This window comes from Leifsonia poae, assembly GCF_050632195.1.
In the GTDB taxonomy this organism is placed as follows: domain Bacteria; phylum Actinomycetota; class Actinomycetes; order Actinomycetales; family Microbacteriaceae; genus Leifsonia; species Leifsonia poae_C.
The window spans coordinates 3,035,410-3,055,934 of sequence record NZ_CP192580.1 but is presented as its reverse complement, the minus strand read 5'-3'; the positions used below and the strand labels follow the sequence as shown (position 1 = coordinate 3,055,934).

The following is a 20,525-nucleotide window of genomic DNA, read 5'->3' as shown; positions in this document are numbered from 1 at the left end:
GACAGTCATTTCGATCCGATCCGGGGGTCGACGACGGTGTACAGCACGTCGACGAGCAGGTTGATCAGGGTGTAGACGAGTGCGACGAACAGCGTCACTCCGAGGATCGCCTGGAGATCGAGCGAGAGCGCGCTCTTGTAGGCGTACTGCCCGAGACCAGGCCAACTCAGAATCTGCTCGACCAAGACGGCGCCGCCCAGAAGCGATGCCATGGTCAGGCCGGAGACGGTGAGAACCGGAAGCAGTCCAGCGCGGAAGACATGCCGCCAGGTGATGATGCGACGCGGCAGCCCCTTGGCGACGGCGGCGCGGATGTAGTCCGAGTCGAGGACCTCGAGCATCGACGATCGTACGAACCGCAGCAGTCCTGAAATCGTGAGGAACGCGAGGATCGCAACCGGCAGCACGAGGTGCCACGCCGCATCCCAGAACACGTCGAGTTGACCGGAGAGCAGCGCGTCCACCGTGTACATGCCGGTGATCGTGGGAGGGGATCGAAGCTGTTGCTGAGTCGTCCGCCGTTGGGCACCCAGCCGAGCACATAGAAGAAGATGTAGAGGGCGACGAGCGCGAGCCAGAACGGCGGCGTCGAGAGACCCGTGAGTGAGAGCACCCGGATGCCGTTGTCCGTCGCGCTGCCTTTGCGCATGGCCGACAGGATGCCGAGCGCCACCGCGATCACGATGGCGATGATCATCGCTGGGATGGCGATCTCGATCGTGGCTGGAATGTACTGACCGAGGTCCTGCAGCACCGGACGGTGCGTCTGCTGAGACGTTCCGAGGTCGCCGTGCAGGATGTTCCAGAGATAGCGGCCGTATTGCACGATCAGGGGCTGATCGAGGCCCCACTTCTGGCGGAACGCCTCCCGGATCGCCGGGTCGTCGTACGCCTGCTGCGAGAGGTTCGCCGCTGCGGGGTCGCCGGGCACCACGCTCACCAGGATGAACGTGACGACGGTGACGCCCCAGAGCAGCACGATCGTCGTGAGCACGCGCTTCGCGATCGTCTTCACCAGAGGGGGCATGTCAGGTCTTTCGGGATTCGCGCGCGCGATCGGGCCGCGCGGTGCGTGGAGAGGAGAAAGGGGAGGAGGTACGGTGCCGGCGGACCGCACAGGAGGCCCGCCGGCACCGTGTTCAGGGGGAACCGCCTACTTGCTGCTCACCGCAGCGAGGTCGACGGTCCAGCCGGCAGGCGAGTAGACCGCGCCCTTCAGGTTGCCGGCGGCAACCACGATGCCGGAGTTGTTGGCCAGCGGGATATACGGCGAGGTCGCGTTCATGACCTTCTGCCAGTCCTGCATCGCCGTGTTGCGGGCATCCTGCGTGGTGGCCGCGGACACTGCGGCGCCTGCGGCAACGGCCGACGGGTCGGCGCGCTCAACCGTCCAGCCCGTGCGGAGTGAGGTGCTCGCTCCGGGAGCCATGTTGTTGACCAGCGAGGCCGCGACCGGGTAGTTCAGGCTGTTCGGCGAGAACCCGATCTCGTTCTTGCCTGTCGACTGCGAGTCGAGGAAGACGTTGATCGGCTGCGGGGTCAGCTCGATGTCGATGCCGGCCTCCTTGGCGTCGGACTGCACCTTCGTGACCACGGTGCCGAGGTCGACGCCGCGGTAGGTGATGGCCGGGTAGATGAGCTTGACCGTCGGATTGCTGAGACCCGCGCCTTCGAGCAGGGACTTCGCCTGAGCGAGGTCGCGCTTCGGAGCATCCGACTGGGGCAGGGCGCCCGCGAACGCGGGAGGCACGAGACCCGCGGCCGCAGTCGCGTCCTTTCCGAACAACTCGGCGATGCCCTTGTTGTCGATCGCGGCGCGCAGAGCCTTGACGAACGCCGGGTTCGAGGTGACCTTCGAGACTGACGGGTCTTGGTTGAGACTCAAGAAGTACGAGGTGTCGGGAACGCCGGATACCTGCACAGTCGACGGCAGACCCTCCGACAGAGCACCCGACAGGTCGAGCGCCATCTCATCGCCGGCCGATTTACTGATCGTGAGCTTCTGGTTCTGCACGTCCACGTTCTGCAGGACGACACGGCCGTATGCCGGCGCACTGCCCCAGTACTTCGGGTTGGCCTTCAGCACGACTTTGGAGCTGGGGTCGTAGCTGCCGATCGTGTACGGGCCGGAGCCGATCGAGTGGGTGTCGAGGTAGGTTCCGATTTTGTCGCTCGTGGCAGCGTCGGCCGCATCGGTTGCGCCATGCTTCTTCGCCTCTGCCGAGTTGAGGATGCCCGTGCTCGGCATCGCGAGAATAGTCGGAACATCGGGGTTCGGGATGTCCGACGTCACGACGACCGTCTTGGCGTCGGTCGAACTGAAGGCGAGGCCGGCAACCGTCTGCGACGCGCTGCCCTTGAGGTTCTGCAGGCGCGTGAGACTGAAGACCACGTCGTCTGCAGTCAGCTTGGTTCCGTCGGAGAAGGTCACGTCGTCGCGAAGGTGGAAGGTGAATGTTTTTGCGTCGGACGACGCGTCGAATGACGAGGCGAGGTCAGGCTTGATCTCCGAGACGTCGGAACCCGCGAACGTGACGAGGGTGTCGTAGATGCTGTGCACCGCGGTCGCGCCGGTCTGCTCGTAGACCGTTCCCGGGTCCAGCGTCTTCAGGACGAACGAGGTGTCGACGGTCAGGGTCTTCGATCCCCCGCCGGTGGAAGAGGAGGACGTCGCCGCGCATGCGGTGAGCGTCAGCGGGATCGCGGCGAGGCCCGCGACGACCGCGAGCAATCGTTGAGGCTTGTTCATCATTCTCGGTCCAGACTTCCTTGTGATTTCGGAGAACGCCCGGGCCGGTAGAGTTCCTGGACGACCTCAGCTGATGGTGCAGCAGGGTGATTTCCGGCAGCCTAATTCAATTGCATTAAAATTTGTTAATCTGTATCGAACTTGTTACAACGAAAGGGCACACAACGTGCTGGGAGACAGACTCAAAGCGCTGCGGCTCGAACGCGGGATGACACTGAAGCAACTAGCGGAGCTCTCGGGTCTCTCGGTCGGAATGCTGAGTCAGATCGAGAACGGAACCGCTGATCCGAGCTTGGGCTCGCTCCGCAAGCTCGCCGGCGTCTTCGAGGCCGCGATCTCGTCGCTGTTCACCGACCCCGACGCCCCGCTTATTCACGTCACCTCTCCCGACCAGCGCCCCACGCTCGGCACGACCGGCGGTGAATTCGTCTACGAACGGCTCACCCCCGGCCGCGGAGACCTCGAAATGCTGACCGCGATCATTCCGCCCGGGCGGGCCAGCTCGGCGAAACTCTGGGCCCACCCGTCAACGGAGTGCGCCTATGTGATCTCAGGCGAACTGCTGGTCGAGATCGGCGACGCGGAGTACACCCTCGGCGCGGGCCAGTCGATCACGTTCGATTCCCGTCAGGCCCACCGGTACGTCAATGCGACGGACGCCGAGACCTCCATCGTCATCGCCGTCACTCCACCCATGCCATAACCGCTATTCGTGCTCTGGCAACAGCGGAGTCGACCATCCTGGATCGCGGCCGAGTTGGGCGGCGCGAGAGACGGATGCGGCGCCGAAGCGATCGCGGACCTCGTCGAGTACCGTGTCGAGGCGCGCGCCGTCGTTCCAGTCGATCGGCAGTTCGGGTTGGAAGGTGTCGGAGCGTCCCAGTTGCGACAGGGAGATGCCGATGAGGGTGATGCCGCGTTCGGTGATCTGCGGCTGAGCGGCAGCGAGGAGGCCTTGGGCGACGGTGAGCAGCACGGATGTGCGGTCTGTGGGGTAGCCAAAGGTGCGCGAGCGGGTGGCTCTGGTGAAGTCGCCGAAGCGGAGTCGTAGGACGATCGTGCGGCAGGTGCGGTCGCCGTCGCGGAGGCGGCGAGCGAGGCGGTCGACGATCTGGGTCAGGATGAGGTCGAGTTCTTCGGCCGTGCGCGGGCGGTTTCCGAGGGCGCGCTGAGAGCCAATGGACCCGCGTCGTTTCGTAGAGTCGACCGGGCGCGGATCCCTCAGCCGGGCTAGGGCGTGCAAGTGTGCGCCGGCCGCTTTGCCGAGCAGTCTTTCGGTTGTTGACTCTTCGAGCTCGGCAAGCTGACCGACCGTGCGGATGCCGAGTCGGTGCAGTTTCTCTGCGGTGACGGCGCCGACGCCCCAGAGGCGTTCGACAGGGAGGGGGAGGAGGAATTCCTGTTCTCGCTCGGGCTCGACGAGGAGGAGTCCGTCGGGTTTGCTCGCGGCGCTGGCGACCTTGGCGAGGAACTTGGTCCGTGCGATCCCGATCGAGATGGCGAGACCGACCTCTGCCTTCACCCGCTCTCGCAAGCCGATCGCGATCGTCTCGGGGGTGCCAGCGATGCGCCTGAGCCCGCCGACTTCTAGGAACGCCTCGTCGATCGAGAGCCCCTCTACGAGCGGTGTCGTGTCGCGGAAGATCGCGAACACGTCCTTGCTCGCGGTGGAGTACGCGTCCATGCGCGGCGGGACGACCACCGCATCCGGACACAGATCGCGAGCCTGCCGACCGCCCATCGCAGTGCGCACGCCGCGCGCTTTTGCCTCGTAGCTCGCGGCTAGAACCACGCCGCCGCCGACGATGACGGGCCGCCCGCGCAGCTCGGGGGCGTCACGCTGTTCGACCGAGGCGTAGAACGCGTCGAGGTCGGCGTGCAACACGGTCGCCTCGCCCCGCATCCCGCCCTCCGATCGATCGCACCTTCAGGTGAATCGTCGCACGGACCGCGGACACCGATGCCGGGGCGCTCGAGTCACCAGCCGGGACGTCGCGAATTGGCCCGTCAGTACCAATAGTCGTGCGTGAGCGCTGAGTGCAGACGGAGCAGATTGGCTTCTTGTGAGTGCCACATCGCGTAGCGACGATTCAGGGGAGTTCCAGTGCAGGCAGGTACTGCTCGGTGACCTGCGAAAAGCCCGTCTTGAAGGTGAACAATCCCGCCATCGAACTAGTGGAGGCAACTTCTGGTGAAGGGATGTTGCCCAGCTCGTAGCGCTCGAACCCTTCGCTTTGCAGATCCGTCATGATTCGCCAATGCATGTATCGTGGCGCCATCATCTCGGTTTTGACCCGCAAGGATCCGCCGTCTTTGTACCAGGCTTGCTTGCCGAATGTCGTGATGAATGCTCCGCAGATGATTTGCTGCTCATGGCTGGCGAAGTACAAGCGCCCATTGCCACTCCGGTCGAAGGTTCGCCAGCAGGACTTGAGATATTCCTCCTTGCGAAAGAACGCGCCCGAGCGTTGTTTGACCTCACCGACGAGTGACAACATCAGCGCCATGTTTTCGGCCGTCAGCGGAACGCGCTCAACAACGACGCCCATCCGCTCGGCGACACGCACTTCATATCGTGCGCGCTTCTTGAACTGTTGTTGAATGTCTGCCGCGGTGCCCCTCAGGTCGACTGCGACCGCATTGCGATACTGGGTAGGTCTGGCGTGCTGCCAGCCGTGTCCCAAGAATGTCTGCAGCAGGGCCTCGTCGTGCGACTGGTACAGCTCGAGCTTGAAGGCGACGGCCCGCCTGTCGGCGCTTGCTCGAACGTGCTCGGTGAACTCGGGGACCAGGGCATCCGTCATGCCAGTCAGGCGGGGCGCGTGCTCCAGCACTCCGAGGCCGGGCGCTCGGCGCGAAAAGCTCTGATAATCGAAGCCGTCGCCGTCCGTCGTCTGCATCCGCTTGGTCCGTGCTCGCCACGGTGACTGTTCGCGGAAGCGCGCCCAAGTACTCGACTGCATGAAGTTCGCGCCCGGCTGCGCCTTCAGCACGGTTTCATCCCACGCTGCCATGGCGGTTATGGCTGCCGCCCCGGGAACCGTGCGTGGAAGAGCCGCGATTGCGGTTGCCCGGGGTGGGTACGTCGGGCGGGCTGTAAATACGACCCGGTGTGCAGGGTTCGTTGGAGTCTCATAGAGACCCCATCGTTTACCTACCGGGCTGGGACTTTTATTGACGACACAAGCATTGATTCGGCCCCGACTCGGCGCCTCTGCCTCGGGGAAGCTGACCTAGCTCTGCGCGTCGAGAACCTCGCGGAGTCGGCGCGCGAACGCCTCGGGCTTGCCCGGATATCCGGAGTCCTCGGCCCCGAATCCGCCGTGGTGGCTCGGGAACACGACGGCCTCTGTGTCGAGCATCTTCGCGACGGATACGGCGGCGCGGCCGGTGAAGATGCCTTCGGACTCTTCGCCGACTCCGATCACGACGCGAGTCGGTGCGGCCTTGAGGGCGTCGACGTCCGGCCGATAATCGGTGACCGCGTTCGAGCGTTCTGAAAGCAGGGGATCGTCGCGTGAGCCGTTGTCGTCTGCGGGCAGCCCGAACATCGCAGGATCGGGCGCTGGCAGGGCGAAGTAGTCGTCGGTGAACTCTCCGCGCCACGACGTCATCATGATGAATGCGGCCATGCCCGCTCCGAAACCGCGGGAGTTGTACACCTCGTGGAATGCCGCCATGGCGCGCTCGGCGCGCTCCGAGTCAGGGAGAACTCCCGGTAGCGGCGGCTCATGGGCGACAAGAACTCGCAGGTCCTCGGGATGCGCGGCCACCAGGGCCATCGCCGTCACTGCACCGCCGCTGCTCGCGAACATGTCGACCGGTCCGGCGCCGAGCGTCGTGATGATCGCGTGCACGTCCTCGGCTTGGACGGTGGGAGTGTTGGTCACCTCGCCATCGCTGCGCGTGCTGCGCCCCAGCCCGCGCGGATCGTACGTGATCACCTTGCGGTCGGGCAGATACGACGTCAGGGCACGGAAGCCGCTCGCATCCATCGGCTGGCCGATCATGACGAGCGGGGGATGCGCGCCGTCTCCCTGGGTCGGTTCGGTGACGTCGTAGACGATCTCGGCGCCGGCAGTGTTGATGCTGTACGTTTCCATGTCTGACTCGTCTCCGTTGGCGATCGGGTTCCGCAACGGATGTTACGCCTTCGCGGTCTCCGGCGGGCGCGACATGATGGACCCCACAGCTCTCGCTCGCACCCCGTCGGCATAGGGTGGCCTCATGCACGCGGATCCGTCGGAGCGACCCGAGCACGTGATCGCCGCATCCGGAGCCACCGAGGTTGATCGGCAGCACTACTCGAGTCTTGCGGTCAGTGCGGCGAAGGGTGTCGCGGTGGTCACGGCGCGCAGTGGGGCGTGGGACAACGCGGTGACGATCACCGACTATCTGTCGGTCTCGTACGATCCGCCGACGATGGTGGTGAGTCTCTACTCGCTGTCGCGCATGGCCGAGACCGTTGCCGCTGCCGGGCGGTGGGGTTGAGTCTGCTGGCGTCCGATCAGGGGGCGGTGGCTGACGTGCTCGGGGATCCGGGGAATCCGCTCATCGGGATGCTCGGGCAGATCCCGCATTTCCGGCGGGATCCGGATGCGCCCGCGTTGATCGACGGGGCGCTCGCGTGGTTCGAGTTGCGCACAGTGGACACGGTCGAGGCGGCGACGCACACGCTGTTCGTGGGGGAGGTCGTCGCGATGAGTGCGGCGTCGCGGGCGACGGAGAAGCCGTTGATCCGGTTCCGCTCGGGCTATATCCGCTGAGCGAGCGGCGGGCAGACGCCAAGCTCACAACCAGTGCCGCCACTTGAAGATGCCCCACAGCCCCACGCCCAGCCCGAGCATCAGCGCGAGCGCGAACGGGTAGCCCCACACCCAGTGCAGTTCGGGCATGTGGTCGAAATTCATGCCGTAGATGGAGGCGATGAGTGTCGGGGTGAAGAGGATCGCCGCCCAGGAGGAGATCTTCTTGACCTCTTCGCCCTGCTCGATCGTCTCCTGCGCGAGTCGGCGGCTCTCCACGCCCTGGGCGAGGCTGGCGCTCGACATGCGGCGCATGGCGTCGTTCTGTTCGAGGGAGACGAGCGTCGAGTGCACGGTGAGTGCGTTCTCGAGCAGTGACCGGCAGGTGTTGACGCGTTCGGTGATCCGCACGACGTGGTCGAGCACGTTACGGAGGCGGTTCTGCACGTCGTCGCCGGTGCCGTAGCGGCCGGCGCCACGGAGGAGGCCCTCGACCATGCTCGGGAGGGGGCCGATGGCGCGCTGGAACGCGATCACCTGCTCGATGAGGCGGTAGATGCGCTCGGCGAGCAGGGGTCGACGTGACCGTCGGTGAACAGGCTGTCCTCGACCTGGTCGATGTCCTCTTCGAGTCCGGATACGACGGGCGCGTAGCCGTCGACGATCTCGTCGAGGAGGGCGGTGAGCATTGCCTCGGGCCCCGTGCTGAGGAACGTCGGCTCGGCTTCGAGAGCATCCCGCGTGGCAGTGAGGTCGGGCCGGTTGCCGCGGCGGAGGGTGATCACGAAACGGGGTCCGACGAAGAGGTGGATCTCGCCGAACTCGATCTGCTCGGTGGCGTCGTCGTAGGTTCCGGGACGGAGGACGACGAACATGGTGTCGCCGTAGCGCTCCAGTTTGGCGCGCTGGTGGCCCTTCAGTGCATCTTCGATGGCGAGGGGATGCAGGCCGAACAGCGCCGCTGCCTCGTCGAGAGCGTGAGAGTCCGAATCCCGGAGGCCGATCCAGGCGACGGTGTTCTCCGCGTCAAGCGCAGCCGCGGCCGCTTCGAGAGTGTCGGGGGCGGAGGTGCGGTGCCCGTCCACGTAGATGTGGCCGTCGATTGCGGTCATGAGTCGCCCTTCCGGTCGGTCGCCGGGCGTGCACCCGCGAGGAGCTGCTGGATCGCCGGAGCGACGGTCGCGACGAGTTTCTCCCTGTCCGCCGCGACCAGCACCGGCACGCCGATGATCCGGCGGCCGGTGACGATGCCGACGAGCATCGAGGATGCGAGACCCGCCCGCAGTGACGCATCCCCGCCGCCGCTCATGCCGTGCAGGATGCGGGACTGGATGAAGTCGCGCAGCTGGGCGCTCGCAGTCTCGTTGACGATCGCCCCCCGAAGCATCGCCATCAGAGGCTCCGACTCGTCGGGGCTGCCCTCCCAGGCTTCGAGGTAGGCGCGCACGACGCGCTCGCCGAGGTGCTCATCCGGCCCCTCGAACACGGTGTCGAACCGCTTGAGCGCCGACGGCGGCACAGCCATCACTGCAGCGAAGAGTTCCTCTTTCGAGCCGAAGAACTGCATGACCTGGGATGCGTCCACTCCCGCATCCGAGGCGACCCGGCGGATCGTCGTGGCCGCGAATCCGTCGGCGGCGAATCGTGCCCGTGCGGCGTCGAGCACCTCTTGTCGCGTGCTGCCGGACCCCGGCCTGCGGCCGCGTCGCGTCTTGGCAGCGGACTCCTTCTGTGCGGTCATGGTCCGAATCTAGCAATCAGGTAATTGTTTCTCAACGGGTGTTGAGTTTTCAGGCGACCGGACGTACGCTCATCCCCGACGCACGAGCCCACGCGGGACTCGTCTGACCCGAAGGAGCTTGCTGTGAGCGATGACCAGAAGATGTTCGTACCGTCCCAGCCGCTGCCCGCCGGCAGGACGGGCCTGCTGACGGAGTTCGCGCCCGGCACCCGCACTCTGGAGGCGGGGTTCCGCATCGCGCCGCAGTTCAAGGAGCTGCCGGTCGACATCGTGTTCGAGAAGGATGTGGCCGTGCAACTGCGCGACGGCGTCACGATCCACACCGACATATTCCGACCCGTCGGCACCGACCCGGTGCCCGTGATCGTGGCGTGGAGCCCGTACGGGAAGGGCCAGGGCACATCCGTCAGCGTCATGGGGGTGTTCGGGTTGGTCGGCCTCGACAACGGGATCGTGTCCGGTCTCGAGAAGTTCGAGGGCCCGGACCCGGCGTACTGGTGCGCCCGGGGATACGCGATCTGCAACCCGGACATTCGCGGCGTTGTCGACTCCGAGGGCGACAGCGTGCTGTGGGACCGCCAGGAAGGACGCGACTGCTACGACGTGATCGAGTGGCTGGCCGAGCAGGAGTGGTGCTCGGGCAAGGTAGGGATGAGTGGAACCTCCTACCTCGCTGTCTCGCAGTGGTTCACCGCTGCGGAACAGCCGCCGCACCTCGCCGCGATCAACCCGTGGGAGGGCGTCAGTGATGTCTACCGTGACCTCGTCATGCGCGGCGGGATGCCCGACACCGGATTCGCGCGGCAGCTTCAGGAGGGCAGCTTCTTCGGCAAGAACCGTAAGGAGGACATCCTGGCCGAGGCGGATGCGCACCCGCAGATGACCGAGCTCTGGGAGAACAAGATCCCCGCGTTCGAGAAGATCGCGGTTCCGGCCTATGTCGTTGCGAGCTACTCGAACACGCTCCACACGGCCGGGACGTTTCGCGCTTGGCGGCGGATCGGGTCGGAGGAGAAGTGGCTGCGCATCCACAACAGCCAGGAGTGGCCCGACTACTACGACGAGGCGAACGTCGACGACCTGCGACGCTTCTTCGACCACTTCCTCAGGGGCGAAGACAACGGGTGGGAACAGACGCCTCGGGTGCGGTATTCGCTGCTCGACCTCGAAGGCGGCGACCGAGTCGGCGTCGCGGCCGACTCGTTCCCGCCGGCCGAGGTGGTGCCGACGAAGTTCTACCTCGACGGTCGCATCCGGAACCTCACGACGACCGCGCCGGCCGACGCTTCTGAAGCCGCCTACGTCGTTGACTCGAACCCGAACGCCGTGTCCTTCATTACCCGCTTCGACGATGAGACAGAGCTGGTGGGCTATCCGAAAGCACACCTGTGGGTCGAGGCGCGTGATGCCGACGACCTGGATCTGTTCGTGCTCGTGCAGAAGCTCGACGCGTACGGAACGCCGCTGCAGGCGTTCACCGTGCCGAATCAGACCGCGCGGGCGCACGACGTCACCGAGCACGGGGCCACGATCCTCCGCTACAAGGGCTCCGACGGCCGACTTCGCGTCTCGGCGCGCCACCTCAACGAGACCCTCTCGACTCAGGATGTGCCGGCCCACACGTTCGACCGGGTCGAGAAGCTGTCCGCCGGCGAGGTCGTCGATGTCGAGATCGACCTGCTGCCGATCGGGCTGGCCTTCCATGCGGGGGAGCAGCTGCGATTCGTGATCAGCTCGCGCAACCTGCTCGGCACGATGATGCCCGGCATCCGCGAATACGTCGGTGCCAACGAGGGGACGCACGTCATCCACACCGGCGGCGAGCGCGCCTCCTATCTGCAGCTACCCGTCCTCACGCGATAACCCCGTCGCGACAACCGAGTAAGGAATCACCGATGATCGACCGTGATGACGTCACGGCAGCATCCGCGTCCTCTGCTTCTTCTGCACCTGCATCGTGGGTGCGGATCGCTTCGGAGGATACGGACACAAGCATCGACCGCTTCGAGCTGTTCTCCGCACGTCGAGCTCTGTCCCTGCTGAAGACTGCCCTGGGCCGAGAGCGACTACTCGAACTCCTGCGCGACGAGATCGCCGCGGGTGACGCGTTCCTCCGCGACCACCTCGCCCGCTCTGCCGGGAAGGAGGCGACCGGGACGACAATCCTGAGAGCGCACGGGATCAGCGCGGGGGAGTTCGCCGCGTGGCTGGGGCGGGCGTTCCAGCGCGAGGATGTGCTGCTAGCCGCGCATCCTGAGCACTACTCGATTCACAACCAGCCGGGCGGCTCGGTCAACATCGTCGAGACGCTCGGCGACAAGGTCTGCTCGTTCTTCATGGCGGGCTGGGATGCGAGCGCCGCGACCGAGGAAGAGCTCCGGTCGGCCGCCGAGGAGGGTTCGGGCGCGCGCCGCTCCCGCATGGTGCTCGAGGACGGCACAGTAGTCGGCTCGATCTCCAACCTGTTCCGGGATGAACCCGACGGCTTCACCGTGCGGCTCTCGGTCACCCTCCCAGCGACGTGCGCCCCCGAGGTGATCGACCAGCATCTCGAGCACTTCGCCGTCGAGTACCGCAATTGGATACTGGCCGCGGCGCGGGAACGCGAGGACGAAGCGGCTGAAACCGCCGCGACCACCGACTAGCCGCTGACTCTAGACTCCGAGCTTGCCGTCCCGCTATGCTCGCAAGGCTGTGCCACCGGGCCAGCATGCACGCCCCGTTGATCTGGAGAGGACCAAGCCGTGAGCTATCAGCGCCGACTCAGCCCTCAGCGTTCGCAGAATCTTTCTCGCGAACAGCTCACTCTCCAGCACCTCGTGTAGGCGCGAACCGTCTTTGGGACGCTCCGTGCCTTCGAGGGCCCGGGGCGTTCGGCGTCTTTCCTCCCTCTTGCGATGTGGAGGTGTGTCGAATTTCTCGGGTGCCCACCATCCGGAAACCAGAAATTCACACAGACAAGAAAGACGATGAAAGAGATAAACAAGAGGCTGCTCAGCTGGGCGAGCATCCTGGACGCAAAAGCTGAGGAGCAGGCGCGGGTCACGTCGACCATGCCGTTCGTGTTCCCGCATGTCGCATTGATGCCGGATGCCCACCTCGGGCTCGGGGCGACCGTGGGCTCCGTGATCCCGACGCTGCGGGCCGTGATGCCTGCTGCGGTCGGTGTCGACATCGGATGCGGGATGATCGCGGTTCGGACGCAGTTCCGGCTGAGCGAGCTGCCGAACGACCTGCGTGCTCTGCGGGAGCAGATCGAGCGGGCGATCCCGGTTTCGGCGGGAGCGCACAACAACAAGATCGTTGCGACTGCGGTGCCGAGGGTGGCGGAGCTCGAGCAGATGGCTGTCGCCGCCGGATTCGACCCGGCGCAGGCGCTCGGTGCGTGGCGTGAACAGCTCGGGACGCTGGGCAGCGGCAACCACTTCATCGAGGTCAGCGTCGACGAGACGGACAGTGTCTGGCTCTTCCTGCACTCGGGGAGCAGGGGCGTCGGCAACAAGATCGCGCAGCGGCACATCAAGGTTGCGCAGAAGATGATGCAGAAGTGGTGGATCACGCTGCCCGATCCGGACCTCGCGTACCTGGTCGAAGGTACGCCCGAGTTCGACCGGTACATCGCTGAACTGCGGTGGGCACAGCAATACGCCCTCCTCAACAGGGAAGAGATGATGGACCGGGTCGTGCGGCAGGTCAGCGAATGGACCGGCACCGATGTCCTGGAGCTGGAGCGGATCAACTGCCATCACAACTTCACCCAGAAGGAGACTCACTGGGGGAAGAGCGTCTGGCTGTCCAGGAAGGGCGCGATCTCCGCGAGGGCCGGTGAGCTGGGGCTCATCCCGGGATCCATGGGAACGGCGTCCTACGTGGTGGAAGGCCTCGGAAACAAGGTCGCCCTGGAGTCGAGCCCGCACGGTGCCGGGAGGAACTTCTCGCGGAGCGCCGCGCGGAGAACCTTCACGCACGACCAGCTGAAGGAGGCGATGACGGGAATCGAATACCGGGACACGGACGCCTTCCTGGATGAGATTCCGGCAGCGTACAAACCGATCGACCAGATCATGGAAGACGCTGCCGATCTCGTGAAGGTGCGGCACAAGCTGCGGCAGATCGTGAACGTCAAGGGGGACTGAAAACAGGATGGGGTGCCGGTAGCCGGCACCCCTGACGGAGGGCGGCTCGAACGAGCCGCCCTCCGTCTCGCCACCGCGTTGAGTCTCAATCCCTGCATCTTTTGGGGAGAAGTTGACGCGCGTAGACAATACGCGTAGATTGCTGCTACTTCCCGTCAGAGAGGACACGATGAACGAGCGGCTCGCCCCAGCGGATCCCGAGGTGGATCTCCTCGTCGTCGGCTCTGTCAACGAGGATCACTTCACCTTCGTGCAGACCTTTCCGCGCCCGGGCGAGACCGTGACGGCTATTGCCGCGCGGCGAGGACTCGGAGGAAAGGGCGCAAACCAGGCTGTCGCAGCTGCCCGAGCGGGCGCGATCGTCCGGTTCGCTGCGAAGGTCGGTGCGGATGGTGCGGGCGCGTCCGCCATAGAGGCGCTTCGGGCCGCCGGTGTGATCACGGACGCCATCGACGAGGAGTCAGGCTGCGCGACAGGCAGCGCCTCGATCGCGGTCGATGCGAGCGGGGAGAACTGGGTTATCGTCGACGCCGGCGCGAACTCGCGCCTCGCGTGGAGCGACGCCGACCGGATTTTCGACGCCTATGGCGCACCTTCGGTCATTCTCACGCAGGGCGAGACCCCCGCCGCCACGGTTGCACACGTGGCCCGTCGTGCACACGACGCGGGCTCGCGGTTCGTGCTCAATCTCGCGCCCGTCATCGACATCCCGAACGAAGCACTGCAGATCAGTGACCCGCTGATCGTGAACGAGCACGAGGCCGCAGCAGTGGCAACTGCGCTCGGTCTGAGCGCTGACAGCCCGTCCGAACTCGCGACAGCGCTCACGTCGGTCGCTCGCTCGGTGGTGATCACGCTCGGCGCTGCCGGTGCGGTTTCCGCCTCCGATGAAGGCGTCTGGAATGTGGCCGGATTGCCGGCAGACGGTGTGGTCGACACGACCGGGGCTGGTGACGCCTTCGTCGGGTCCCTCTGCGCACGGCTGGCTGTTGGTGACGACCTTCGCGCAGCGATGACCTGGGCGTCGGCCGCCGCATCTCTCTCTGTCGGCCGGCCCGGTGCTGCCGAGTCATATGCCACCTCCGATGAGGTCGAACGACGGCTTCTCCTCGCGGGAGTCTCCGCATGACCGCGAAGCGCGTCACACGGGGGATGTCGCTCGCGCGGCAGGCACATCCGAGGCCGTCGTGAGCTACGTCGTCAACGACGGGCCGAGGCCTGTCGCCGACGAGACACGTCGTCGCGTTCTCGAGGCGATCAAGACCACCGGTTACCGACCCAACACGATCGCGAAAGCCTTAGCGAGCGGCTCATCCGGTGCGCTAGGCCTTGTCGTGCCCGATATCTCAAACCCATTCTTCGCGGCGTTGGCACGTGCGATCGAAGACGAGGTGTTCGCGTCGGGACGGGTTCTGCTCGTCGGAAACTCGGCCGAGAGCGGTGAGCGTGAAGCCCGCCTGGTGAGCAGCTTTATTGATCGCCAGGTTGACGGGCTGCTCTACGTCGGCGTCGGACACCACGCTCACGTCGAGCAGGCGCTGTCTGCCGGCGTCCCCGTCGTGGTCCTGGATCGATACGACCCCACGCTCGGCGTCGCTTCGGTGGTCGTCGACAACTTCGAGGGCGCTGTGATCGCGACCGAGCACCTGATCGATCACGGGTATCGCCGAATCGCGACCGTGGCCGGACCGTCGGCTCTATTCACCGCGGTCGAGCGGATCGGCGGTTGGCGAAAGGCGCTGAAGTCGGCCGGACTCCCTAACGGTGACGACCTCCTCGTACAGGCGCCGTTCAGTCGAGCAGGCGGTTACGCGGCCGGGTCAGCACTCTTCGAGAGCCAGATTCCGGATGCCGTGCTGGTGGCCAGTGAACAGCAGGCGATCGGCCTGCTCGCAGCTGCCGCCGAGAGAGGAATCCGCGTACCCGAGGACGTCGCCATGATCTCCTTCGACGGAACGGATGAGTCGCGGTTCAGCACGCCGCCGTTGACTACCGTCACTCAGCCGTTCCAAGAAATCGCGCGCCACGCTGTTGCGCTAGCGCGCCCCCTAGACGCGGACGAGACCAGGCATCTCACCTGTGAGGTGCAGCTCGTCCGCCGCCGCTCCTGCGGCTGCTCCTATCCCATGAATGAGAACCACCAGGCGCCGACCGAGTTGGCGAACACTGAAGACGCCTGGCAGTCCCCACCGAAAGAGGAACCTAGCATGAATCGAACCGTCAGAGTCGCGGGCGCCGTTGTCGCCGCCGCGGCAATGTCGCTCACAGCCGGCTGCACGGCCGGCGGAGGGTCCGGGTCAAGCACCACCGGCACCCAGACGATCACCTTCGTCACCCCGCATCAAGGCGTCTACGACGACGTCATCAAATCGTTCGAAACGGATCACCCGAACATCAAGGTCGACCTGCAGGTCATCCCGTTCACCGAGATCGCTGCGCAGACGCAGGCTCGTCTGGGCTCGAAGGATTCCTCCATCGACCTCATTGCCGTCGATCCACCACGGCTTCCGTCGATGGTGCAGAAAGGCTTCCTCGTCGACGTCTCGTCGGACGCGAAGACTATGAAGCAGGACCTGACCGCCGGTGGCGTGAAGTCCGTCACATGGAACGACAAGCAGTGGGCGTATCCGTTGTGGACCAGTGACAATTTCCTCTTCTATAACAAGGATCTGGTCGCTGCAGCGGGTATCACAGCTCCCGGGGCTGACAACGCCAATCGATTGACGTGGGAGCAGACGCTCGATGCGGCCAAGAAGGCGCAAGGTGCGGGGGCTCAATACGGCTTCGCCTTCGAACAGGTCGACGCGTACTACGCTCTCCAGCCCGTGCTGATGTCGATGGGCGCGGGGACAGGTCTTTCCGGCACTGCCAACCTGACTCCTGCCGTCGACACGTCCGACTGGAAGAAGTTCGGCGAGTGGTACAAGAACCTTTACGCAAACGGGCTATCTCCGAAGGGTATTCAGTCGGCTCAGATGCCCGACCTGTTCAAATCGGGCAAAGTCGCCTTCTACGTCGCCGGGCCAGCCCGGATCACAGATCTGCAGAAGAGCGCTCTCGCCGACAAATGGGGCATGGCTCCCTTGCCATATGAGGACGGTGGAAAGGTCGTTACTCCGACCGACTCCTGGGCCGTCGGCGTGAGCGCGTACAGCGAGCACAAAGCGGCGGCTGAGGAGTTCGCCCGCTACCTGTCGCTCAACAGCGATGCCGCAGTGGGAACCTCCACCAAGTTCAACCTGCCGCCGGTGAACCAGAAGGCGTACCCGAAGTACATCCACTACATCGACGGTGTGGCGCCCGAGCAGACCGCGCAGTACGGAAGCCTGCTCACCACCGATTCCGATGAGCACGCCGCACGCCGCCCCTCGTCGATCGGCTACGCCGATTTCGAGACGGTCGTCAACAAGGCGTTCGCCGACATCCGTTCCGGCGGAGACGTCGGCTCCATCCTCGGCGACGCTCAGAGCACGCTCGAGCGCCAGCTCGCCCAGTACAAGTGACGCCTGTGCGGGGCCGGTTCGCCGGTCCCGCACGGCCCACCGCTTCCTTCGAAGGACAATCGTGTCTCAGACTTCTTCTATGACGCTGCGCGCACGGACCGCCGCCGCGTCGAACGCCCGGGTCCGTTCGCGGCGTCTCGCTCGTGTCCGGATCTGGCTCACCGCAGCAGCGTTCCTGCTGCCCGCCCTGATCGGGCTGCTCATCCTCCGCATCATCCCGACTGTTGAGGCGATCGGTACGTCGCTCACCAACAAGGTCGGCACCGTCAGCTTCTCGAACTTCGGCTACGTCTTCACCGATCCGACCTTCCTGAATGCGCTCAAGGTCACCCTGTTGTTCTCGATCGTGATCAACCCCATCCAGATCGCGCTAGCGCTCTGGCTGGCCGTCGTGCTCACCAAGCGCGTACCCGGAGTCGGGATCTGGCGTACTCTCATCCTTCTTCCGATCGCTGTGCCGCAGATCGTGTCGGCGATCGTGTGGGGCGTGCTGTTCCGACCGGATGGGCCGATCAACGGCATCCTCGAATCGCTCGGGATCGCTCCCGTCCCCTGGCTGGTCAGTCCGAGCACCGCGCTGTTGTCGATCATGATCATCTGCACCTGGGTCGGTGTCGGCTACTGGATGACGTTCCTCGTTGCCGGGATCAAGGACATCCCGAGCAGCCTGTACGAGGCGTCAGAGCTCGACGGCGCCGGTGGATGGAAGCAATTCCTTTACATCACCCTGCCCGGATTGCGGCGCCCCCTGCTCTTCGTCCTGGTCGCGGACACGGTCGCGAACTTCTTGGTCTTCGCACCGGTCCGGATTCTCACCCAAGGCGGACCTCAGGGTTCGACCAACCTGATCATGAACTTCATCTTCGAGCGCGCATACGTGCTCGCCGACCCGGCGGGAGCAGCAGCAGCGACGATCGTGCTCGTGCTCATCGTCGTCTGTGTCGTCGGCGTGCAGTTCCGCCTGCTTCCCGGAAAGGACTGACATGTCCGACATCATCGACAATCGCCGCCAGCGTCGAGCGGGCCGCCTCGCGCTGTTCATCGCCGTCCCCGTCGCGGCGCTCTCCATCCTCCCGCTGCTCTGGGCGCTGATCTCATCCCTTCGCCCGAGCAGTGAGATCTTCGCCCACCTGTCACCATTCAGCCTCGCGACGATCTGGCCTTCCACCGTTTCATTCGACAACTACTTCGCCGTGCTGAACAGCGATTTTGCCCGCTCGCTTGTCAACTCAGTGATTGTCGCGTTCTTCAGTGTCGTGCTCGGGCTGATCGTTTCCTCGCTGGCCGCGTTCGCTCTTGCCGTCCTCGACTTCCCGGGACGCAGCGCGGTGTTCGCAGTGATGGTCGTGAGCTTCCTCGTTCCGTTCGAAGCGATCGCGATCCCGCTGGCCAACACGTTCCGCGACTGGAACCTGCAGAACACGCTGGTCGGATTGGTGCTCCCCGCTATCGGCAACGGCTTGTCGATCTTTCTTCTTCGCCAGTTCTTCCTCAACATCCCGTACTCGCTCGCGGAGGCCGCACGGATGGACGGACTCAGCTGGTTCGGGATCTATCGGCGCATCTACCTGCCGCTGTCGCGAGCATCCCTGGTCGGCGCCGGTCTGATCCTGTTCGTCTTCCAATGGCAGTCCTTCCTCTGGCCGCTCCTGATCGCGCCGTCTCCCGACTCCCGGGTGGCACCGGTCGCGATCGCGGACTTCGCGCAGGAATCGGGGGTGGATTTCGGCCAGATGTTCGCGGCGGCGATTTTGACGGCTGCCGTGCCGCTCATCCTGCTGCTCGTCTTCCAACGGCAGTTCGCCGGTTCGCTCGCATCCTCCGGGAGCAAAGAATGAGCGCCGGACCAGCCCCGGAGCACCGCCGACTGATCATCGACTGCGACCCTGGAAACGGGATGCCCGCTGCCGACATCGACGACGGGCTCGCGCTCGCGCTCGCCGTCGCGCGCACCGACCTGTTCTCGCTCGAGGCGATCACCGTAGTCTCCGGCAACACGCATCGTGACGTCGGCTACGCCGTAGCCAGCGAGTTTGTTGCCCGACTCGGACTGGACACCCCCGTGTACGCCGGCGCGGAACGAGCCCTCCTCGAGCCTCCTCATCCTTGGCGGGAGCGACAGGATGCGAATGAGCTGCGCCCAGACGTCGTCCGCGCCTGGGTGGGTGTCCAGCGGCCCGCATCCGTTTCGGTCGGCTCGCCCGACGCTGCCGTTCGCATCGTCGAACTCGTGCGCGCCGAGCCCGGGGCATTCACCATCGTCGCGATCGGTCCGCTCACGAACATCGCGATGGCGATCGAGCTCGAGCCCCGGCTGCCGGAGCTCGTGCGCGACATCGTCATCATGGGCGGCGCCTTCGACGTGCCGGGATTTCTGCAAGAGCTCAACTTCGGTATCGATCCCGAGGCCTCGCACATCGTTCTGACCAGCGGAGCCCCGATCACGCTCGTGCCGTTGGACACGACATCGCAGACGCTCTTCACGCATGCCGACCTCGATCGCCTGCTCCACAACCCGAACCCGGTCGCGCAGTACGTCGTCGAGACCACCAGGCCGTGGATCGACTATGCGGCTGCGTGGCGCAACATCGACGGCTGTCTGCTCCACGATCCGCTCACCGTTGCTCTGCTCATCGATCCGGACATTGCGGAGTACGAGGATCGGATTGTCGACGTCGAGCTGTCGGGGACGCTGACACGTGGGCGTGCGATCTGGTGGACGGCGGAGAACCTTCGACTCCATGTCGGGTTACGCGTGCCCGAATCGTTGCGGCCGATTCGTGTTGCAACACGGGTGGACAACGCTCGGCTGGTCGAATTGCTGCTGTCGGCATTCGCTTCAGGCTCCGAGGTGCTCGACCCAGTGACCGCCGCGGCCCGATGACGGGCGGTGCGCTCGCGGCCGTTGCGATCGCGATGTTCGTGGGGGCGATCGCTCAGCGAGTGACCGGGATGGGGTTCGCCCTCGTGGTCTCTCCGTTCCTCGTCCTGCTCCTCGGACCGTTCGACGGCGTGATGCTCGTCAACCTCGCAAGCATCGTGTCAGCGCTCATCGTCCTCGTGACCGTGTGGCGAGATGTCGACGTCCGTGCGTACGCGTGGCTCGCCTCGGCAGCTCTCGTCGGAGTGATCCCCGGGGCATTCCTGGCGGCCCGGGTCGAACCCGCGATCCTTGAGACCACGGTCGGCGCAATCCTGCTCGTCTCCCTGACAGCCTCGCTGCTCGTGGCCCGTCTGCCGATCACGATCTCAGGGCAACCACCGCGCTTGGTTGCCGGATTCGCGTCGGGACTGATGAACGCTGGAGCGGGTGTGGGAGGCCCAGCAGTGAGCGCATACGGGATCCTCAGCCGATGGCCTCACCGGCAGTTCGCGGCGACCCTCCAGCCGTACTTCGCGACCGTCGGTTTGGCATCCGTCGTGTCGAAGCTCGTCATCGCGCCGGGCTCCTTTCCTGATCTGGGCCCAATCGGTTGGCCGCTGGCGTTCGTGGCACTCGTGGCGGGTGTCGCAGTGGGTACTTTCGCTGCGAGACATATTCAGGTGAGGTGGGCTCGGTCGGCCGTGATCGTCATCGCTTTCGCGGGCGCAGCTGTCGCACTTGTCTCCGGCGTGATCCACCTCGTTCACTGAGATTGCGCTCAGACGAAC

16 protein-coding genes and 3 pseudogenes are annotated in these 20,525 nt (G+C 65.2%); 11 read left to right on the top strand and 8 right to left on the bottom strand.

Annotation, left to right across the window (positions count from 1 at the left end; all coding sequences use genetic code 11):
* Positions 1-5: 5 nt before the first annotated feature.
* From ACQ86A_RS15390 to ACQ86A_RS15380, 3 genes and pseudogenes are all read right to left on the bottom strand, one after another.
* Positions 6-473: an ABC transporter permease gene (locus ACQ86A_RS15390; RefSeq protein ID WP_431277843.1), complete on the bottom strand. Its 468-nt coding sequence runs from the start codon at positions 471-473 to the stop codon at positions 6-8.
* A 131-nt stretch (positions 474-604) separates the two neighbouring features.
* Positions 605-1,027: pseudogene (locus tag ACQ86A_RS15385) on the bottom strand (ABC transporter permease); the annotation flags it as partial.
* 126 nt (positions 1,028-1,153) lie between these two features.
* The gene (locus ACQ86A_RS15380) at positions 1,154-2,752 is read right to left on the bottom strand and encodes an ABC transporter substrate-binding protein (protein ID WP_431277842.1); all 1,599 of its coding nucleotides are present in this window, start codon (positions 2,750-2,752) and stop codon (positions 1,154-1,156) included.
* Here ACQ86A_RS15380 and ACQ86A_RS15375 point away from each other — a divergent pair.
* Positions 2,742-3,452 carry a helix-turn-helix domain-containing protein gene (locus ACQ86A_RS15375; protein ID WP_431277841.1) on the top strand — a complete coding sequence of 237 codons (711 nt, stop codon included), beginning with the start codon at positions 2,742-2,744 and terminating at the stop codon, positions 3,450-3,452. The genes ACQ86A_RS15380 and ACQ86A_RS15375 overlap by 11 nt on opposite strands.
* A 3-nt stretch (positions 3,453-3,455) precedes the next feature.
* Here ACQ86A_RS15375 and dinB read toward each other — a convergent pair whose 3' ends face one another.
* The 3 genes from dinB to ACQ86A_RS15360 all read right to left on the bottom strand — a co-directional run bounded on the left by dinB (position 3,456) and on the right by ACQ86A_RS15360 (position 6,852).
* On the bottom strand, positions 3,456-4,652 hold the full coding sequence (gene dinB, locus ACQ86A_RS15370; RefSeq protein WP_431277840.1) for a DNA polymerase IV: 1,197 nt from the start codon (positions 4,650-4,652) through the stop codon (positions 3,456-3,458).
* Positions 4,653-4,839: 187 nt separating this feature from the next.
* Positions 4,840-5,763 carry a lipid II:glycine glycyltransferase FemX gene (locus tag ACQ86A_RS15365; protein WP_431277839.1) on the bottom strand — a complete coding sequence of 308 codons (924 nt, stop codon included), beginning with the start codon at positions 5,761-5,763 and terminating at the stop codon, positions 4,840-4,842.
* Positions 5,764-5,982: 219 nt separating this feature from the next.
* Positions 5,983-6,852, bottom strand: a complete 870-nt coding sequence (locus ACQ86A_RS15360; protein WP_431277838.1) for an alpha/beta fold hydrolase — start codon at positions 6,850-6,852, stop codon at positions 5,983-5,985.
* Positions 6,853-6,976: 124 nt separating this feature from the next.
* On the opposite strand from ACQ86A_RS15360, the pseudogene ACQ86A_RS15355 reads away from it, so the two are divergent.
* Positions 6,977-7,515, top strand: a pseudogene (locus ACQ86A_RS15355) (flavin reductase family protein).
* Between the two features lie 24 nt (positions 7,516-7,539).
* Here the strand turns inward: ACQ86A_RS15355 and ACQ86A_RS15350 are convergent.
* Positions 7,540-8,606: pseudogene (locus ACQ86A_RS15350) on the bottom strand (magnesium and cobalt transport protein CorA).
* A complete protein-coding gene (locus tag ACQ86A_RS15345; RefSeq protein WP_431277837.1) occupies positions 8,603-9,235 on the bottom strand; it encodes a TetR family transcriptional regulator in 633 nt (210 codons plus the stop codon). Before ACQ86A_RS15345 ends, ACQ86A_RS15350 begins: the two are co-directional and overlap by 4 nt.
* 123 nt (positions 9,236-9,358) lie before the next feature.
* Between ACQ86A_RS15345 and ACQ86A_RS15340 the strand changes: the two genes are divergently transcribed.
* The 9 genes from ACQ86A_RS15340 to ACQ86A_RS15300 all read left to right on the top strand — a co-directional run bounded on the left by ACQ86A_RS15340 (position 9,359) and on the right by ACQ86A_RS15300 (position 20,507).
* Positions 9,359-11,098 (top strand): CocE/NonD family hydrolase, encoded by a 1,740-nt coding sequence (locus ACQ86A_RS15340; RefSeq protein ID WP_431277836.1) that lies wholly within the window; start codon positions 9,359-9,361, stop codon positions 11,096-11,098.
* 32 nt (positions 11,099-11,130) lie between these two features.
* The gene (locus ACQ86A_RS15335) at positions 11,131-11,880 is read left to right on the top strand and encodes a hypothetical protein (protein ID WP_431277835.1); all 750 of its coding nucleotides are present in this window, start codon (positions 11,131-11,133) and stop codon (positions 11,878-11,880) included.
* 324 nt (positions 11,881-12,204) lie between these two features.
* A complete protein-coding gene (locus ACQ86A_RS15330; RefSeq protein WP_431277834.1) occupies positions 12,205-13,371 on the top strand; it encodes an RtcB family protein in 1,167 nt (388 codons plus the stop codon).
* Positions 13,372-13,540: 169 nt separating this feature from the next.
* Complete coding sequence (locus ACQ86A_RS15325; RefSeq protein ID WP_431277833.1) at positions 13,541-14,500, top strand: ribokinase; 960 nt, start codon at positions 13,541-13,543, stop codon at positions 14,498-14,500.
* A complete protein-coding gene (locus ACQ86A_RS15320) occupies positions 14,457-16,874 on the top strand; it encodes an extracellular solute-binding protein (protein WP_431277832.1) in 2,418 nt (805 codons plus the stop codon). The genes ACQ86A_RS15325 and ACQ86A_RS15320 overlap by 44 nt, the downstream gene beginning before the upstream one ends.
* A gap of 79 nt (positions 16,875-16,953) precedes the next feature.
* Complete coding sequence (locus ACQ86A_RS15315; protein ID WP_431277831.1) at positions 16,954-17,856, top strand: carbohydrate ABC transporter permease; 903 nt, start codon at positions 16,954-16,956, stop codon at positions 17,854-17,856.
* Position 17,857: 1 nt separating this feature from the next.
* Positions 17,858-18,712, top strand: a complete 855-nt coding sequence (locus tag ACQ86A_RS15310; protein WP_431277830.1) for a carbohydrate ABC transporter permease — start codon at positions 17,858-17,860, stop codon at positions 18,710-18,712.
* Positions 18,709-19,758, top strand: a complete 1,050-nt coding sequence (locus tag ACQ86A_RS15305) for a nucleoside hydrolase (RefSeq protein WP_431277829.1) — start codon at positions 18,709-18,711, stop codon at positions 19,756-19,758. The genes ACQ86A_RS15310 and ACQ86A_RS15305 overlap by 4 nt, the downstream gene beginning before the upstream one ends.
* The gene (locus ACQ86A_RS15300; protein WP_431277828.1) at positions 19,755-20,507 is read left to right on the top strand and encodes a sulfite exporter TauE/SafE family protein; all 753 of its coding nucleotides are present in this window, start codon (positions 19,755-19,757) and stop codon (positions 20,505-20,507) included. The genes ACQ86A_RS15305 and ACQ86A_RS15300 overlap by 4 nt, the downstream gene beginning before the upstream one ends.
* Positions 20,508-20,525: the final 18 nt, after the last annotated feature.

Coding starts and splice junctions, on each gene's coding strand:
- ACQ86A_RS15310 (WP_431277830.1), top strand. CDS start 17,858: ATGTCCGACATCATCGACAATCGCCGCCAGCGTCGAGCGGGCCGCCTC.
- ACQ86A_RS15380 (WP_431277842.1), bottom strand. CDS start 2,752: ATGATGAACAAGCCTCAACGATTGCTCGCGGTCGTCGCGGGCCTCGCC.
- ACQ86A_RS15330 (WP_431277834.1), top strand. CDS start 12,205: ATGAAAGAGATAAACAAGAGGCTGCTCAGCTGGGCGAGCATCCTGGAC.
- ACQ86A_RS15320 (WP_431277832.1), top strand. CDS start 14,457: ATGAGGTCGAACGACGGCTTCTCCTCGCGGGAGTCTCCGCATGACCGC.
- ACQ86A_RS15300 (WP_431277828.1), top strand. CDS start 19,755: ATGACGGGCGGTGCGCTCGCGGCCGTTGCGATCGCGATGTTCGTGGGG.
- ACQ86A_RS15360 (WP_431277838.1), bottom strand. CDS start 6,852: ATGGAAACGTACAGCATCAACACTGCCGGCGCCGAGATCGTCTACGAC.
- ACQ86A_RS15345 (WP_431277837.1), bottom strand. CDS start 9,235: ATGACCGCACAGAAGGAGTCCGCTGCCAAGACGCGACGCGGCCGCAGG.
- ACQ86A_RS15335 (WP_431277835.1), top strand. CDS start 11,131: ATGATCGACCGTGATGACGTCACGGCAGCATCCGCGTCCTCTGCTTCT.
- ACQ86A_RS15315 (WP_431277831.1), top strand. CDS start 16,954: ATGACGCTGCGCGCACGGACCGCCGCCGCGTCGAACGCCCGGGTCCGT.
- ACQ86A_RS15365 (WP_431277839.1), bottom strand. CDS start 5,763: ATGGCAGCGTGGGATGAAACCGTGCTGAAGGCGCAGCCGGGCGCGAAC.
- dinB (WP_431277840.1), bottom strand. CDS start 4,652: ATGCGGGGCGAGGCGACCGTGTTGCACGCCGACCTCGACGCGTTCTAC.
- ACQ86A_RS15390 (WP_431277843.1), bottom strand. CDS start 473: ATGTACACGGTGGACGCGCTGCTCTCCGGTCAACTCGACGTGTTCTGG.
- ACQ86A_RS15325 (WP_431277833.1), top strand. CDS start 13,541: ATGAACGAGCGGCTCGCCCCAGCGGATCCCGAGGTGGATCTCCTCGTC.
- ACQ86A_RS15305 (WP_431277829.1), top strand. CDS start 18,709: ATGAGCGCCGGACCAGCCCCGGAGCACCGCCGACTGATCATCGACTGC.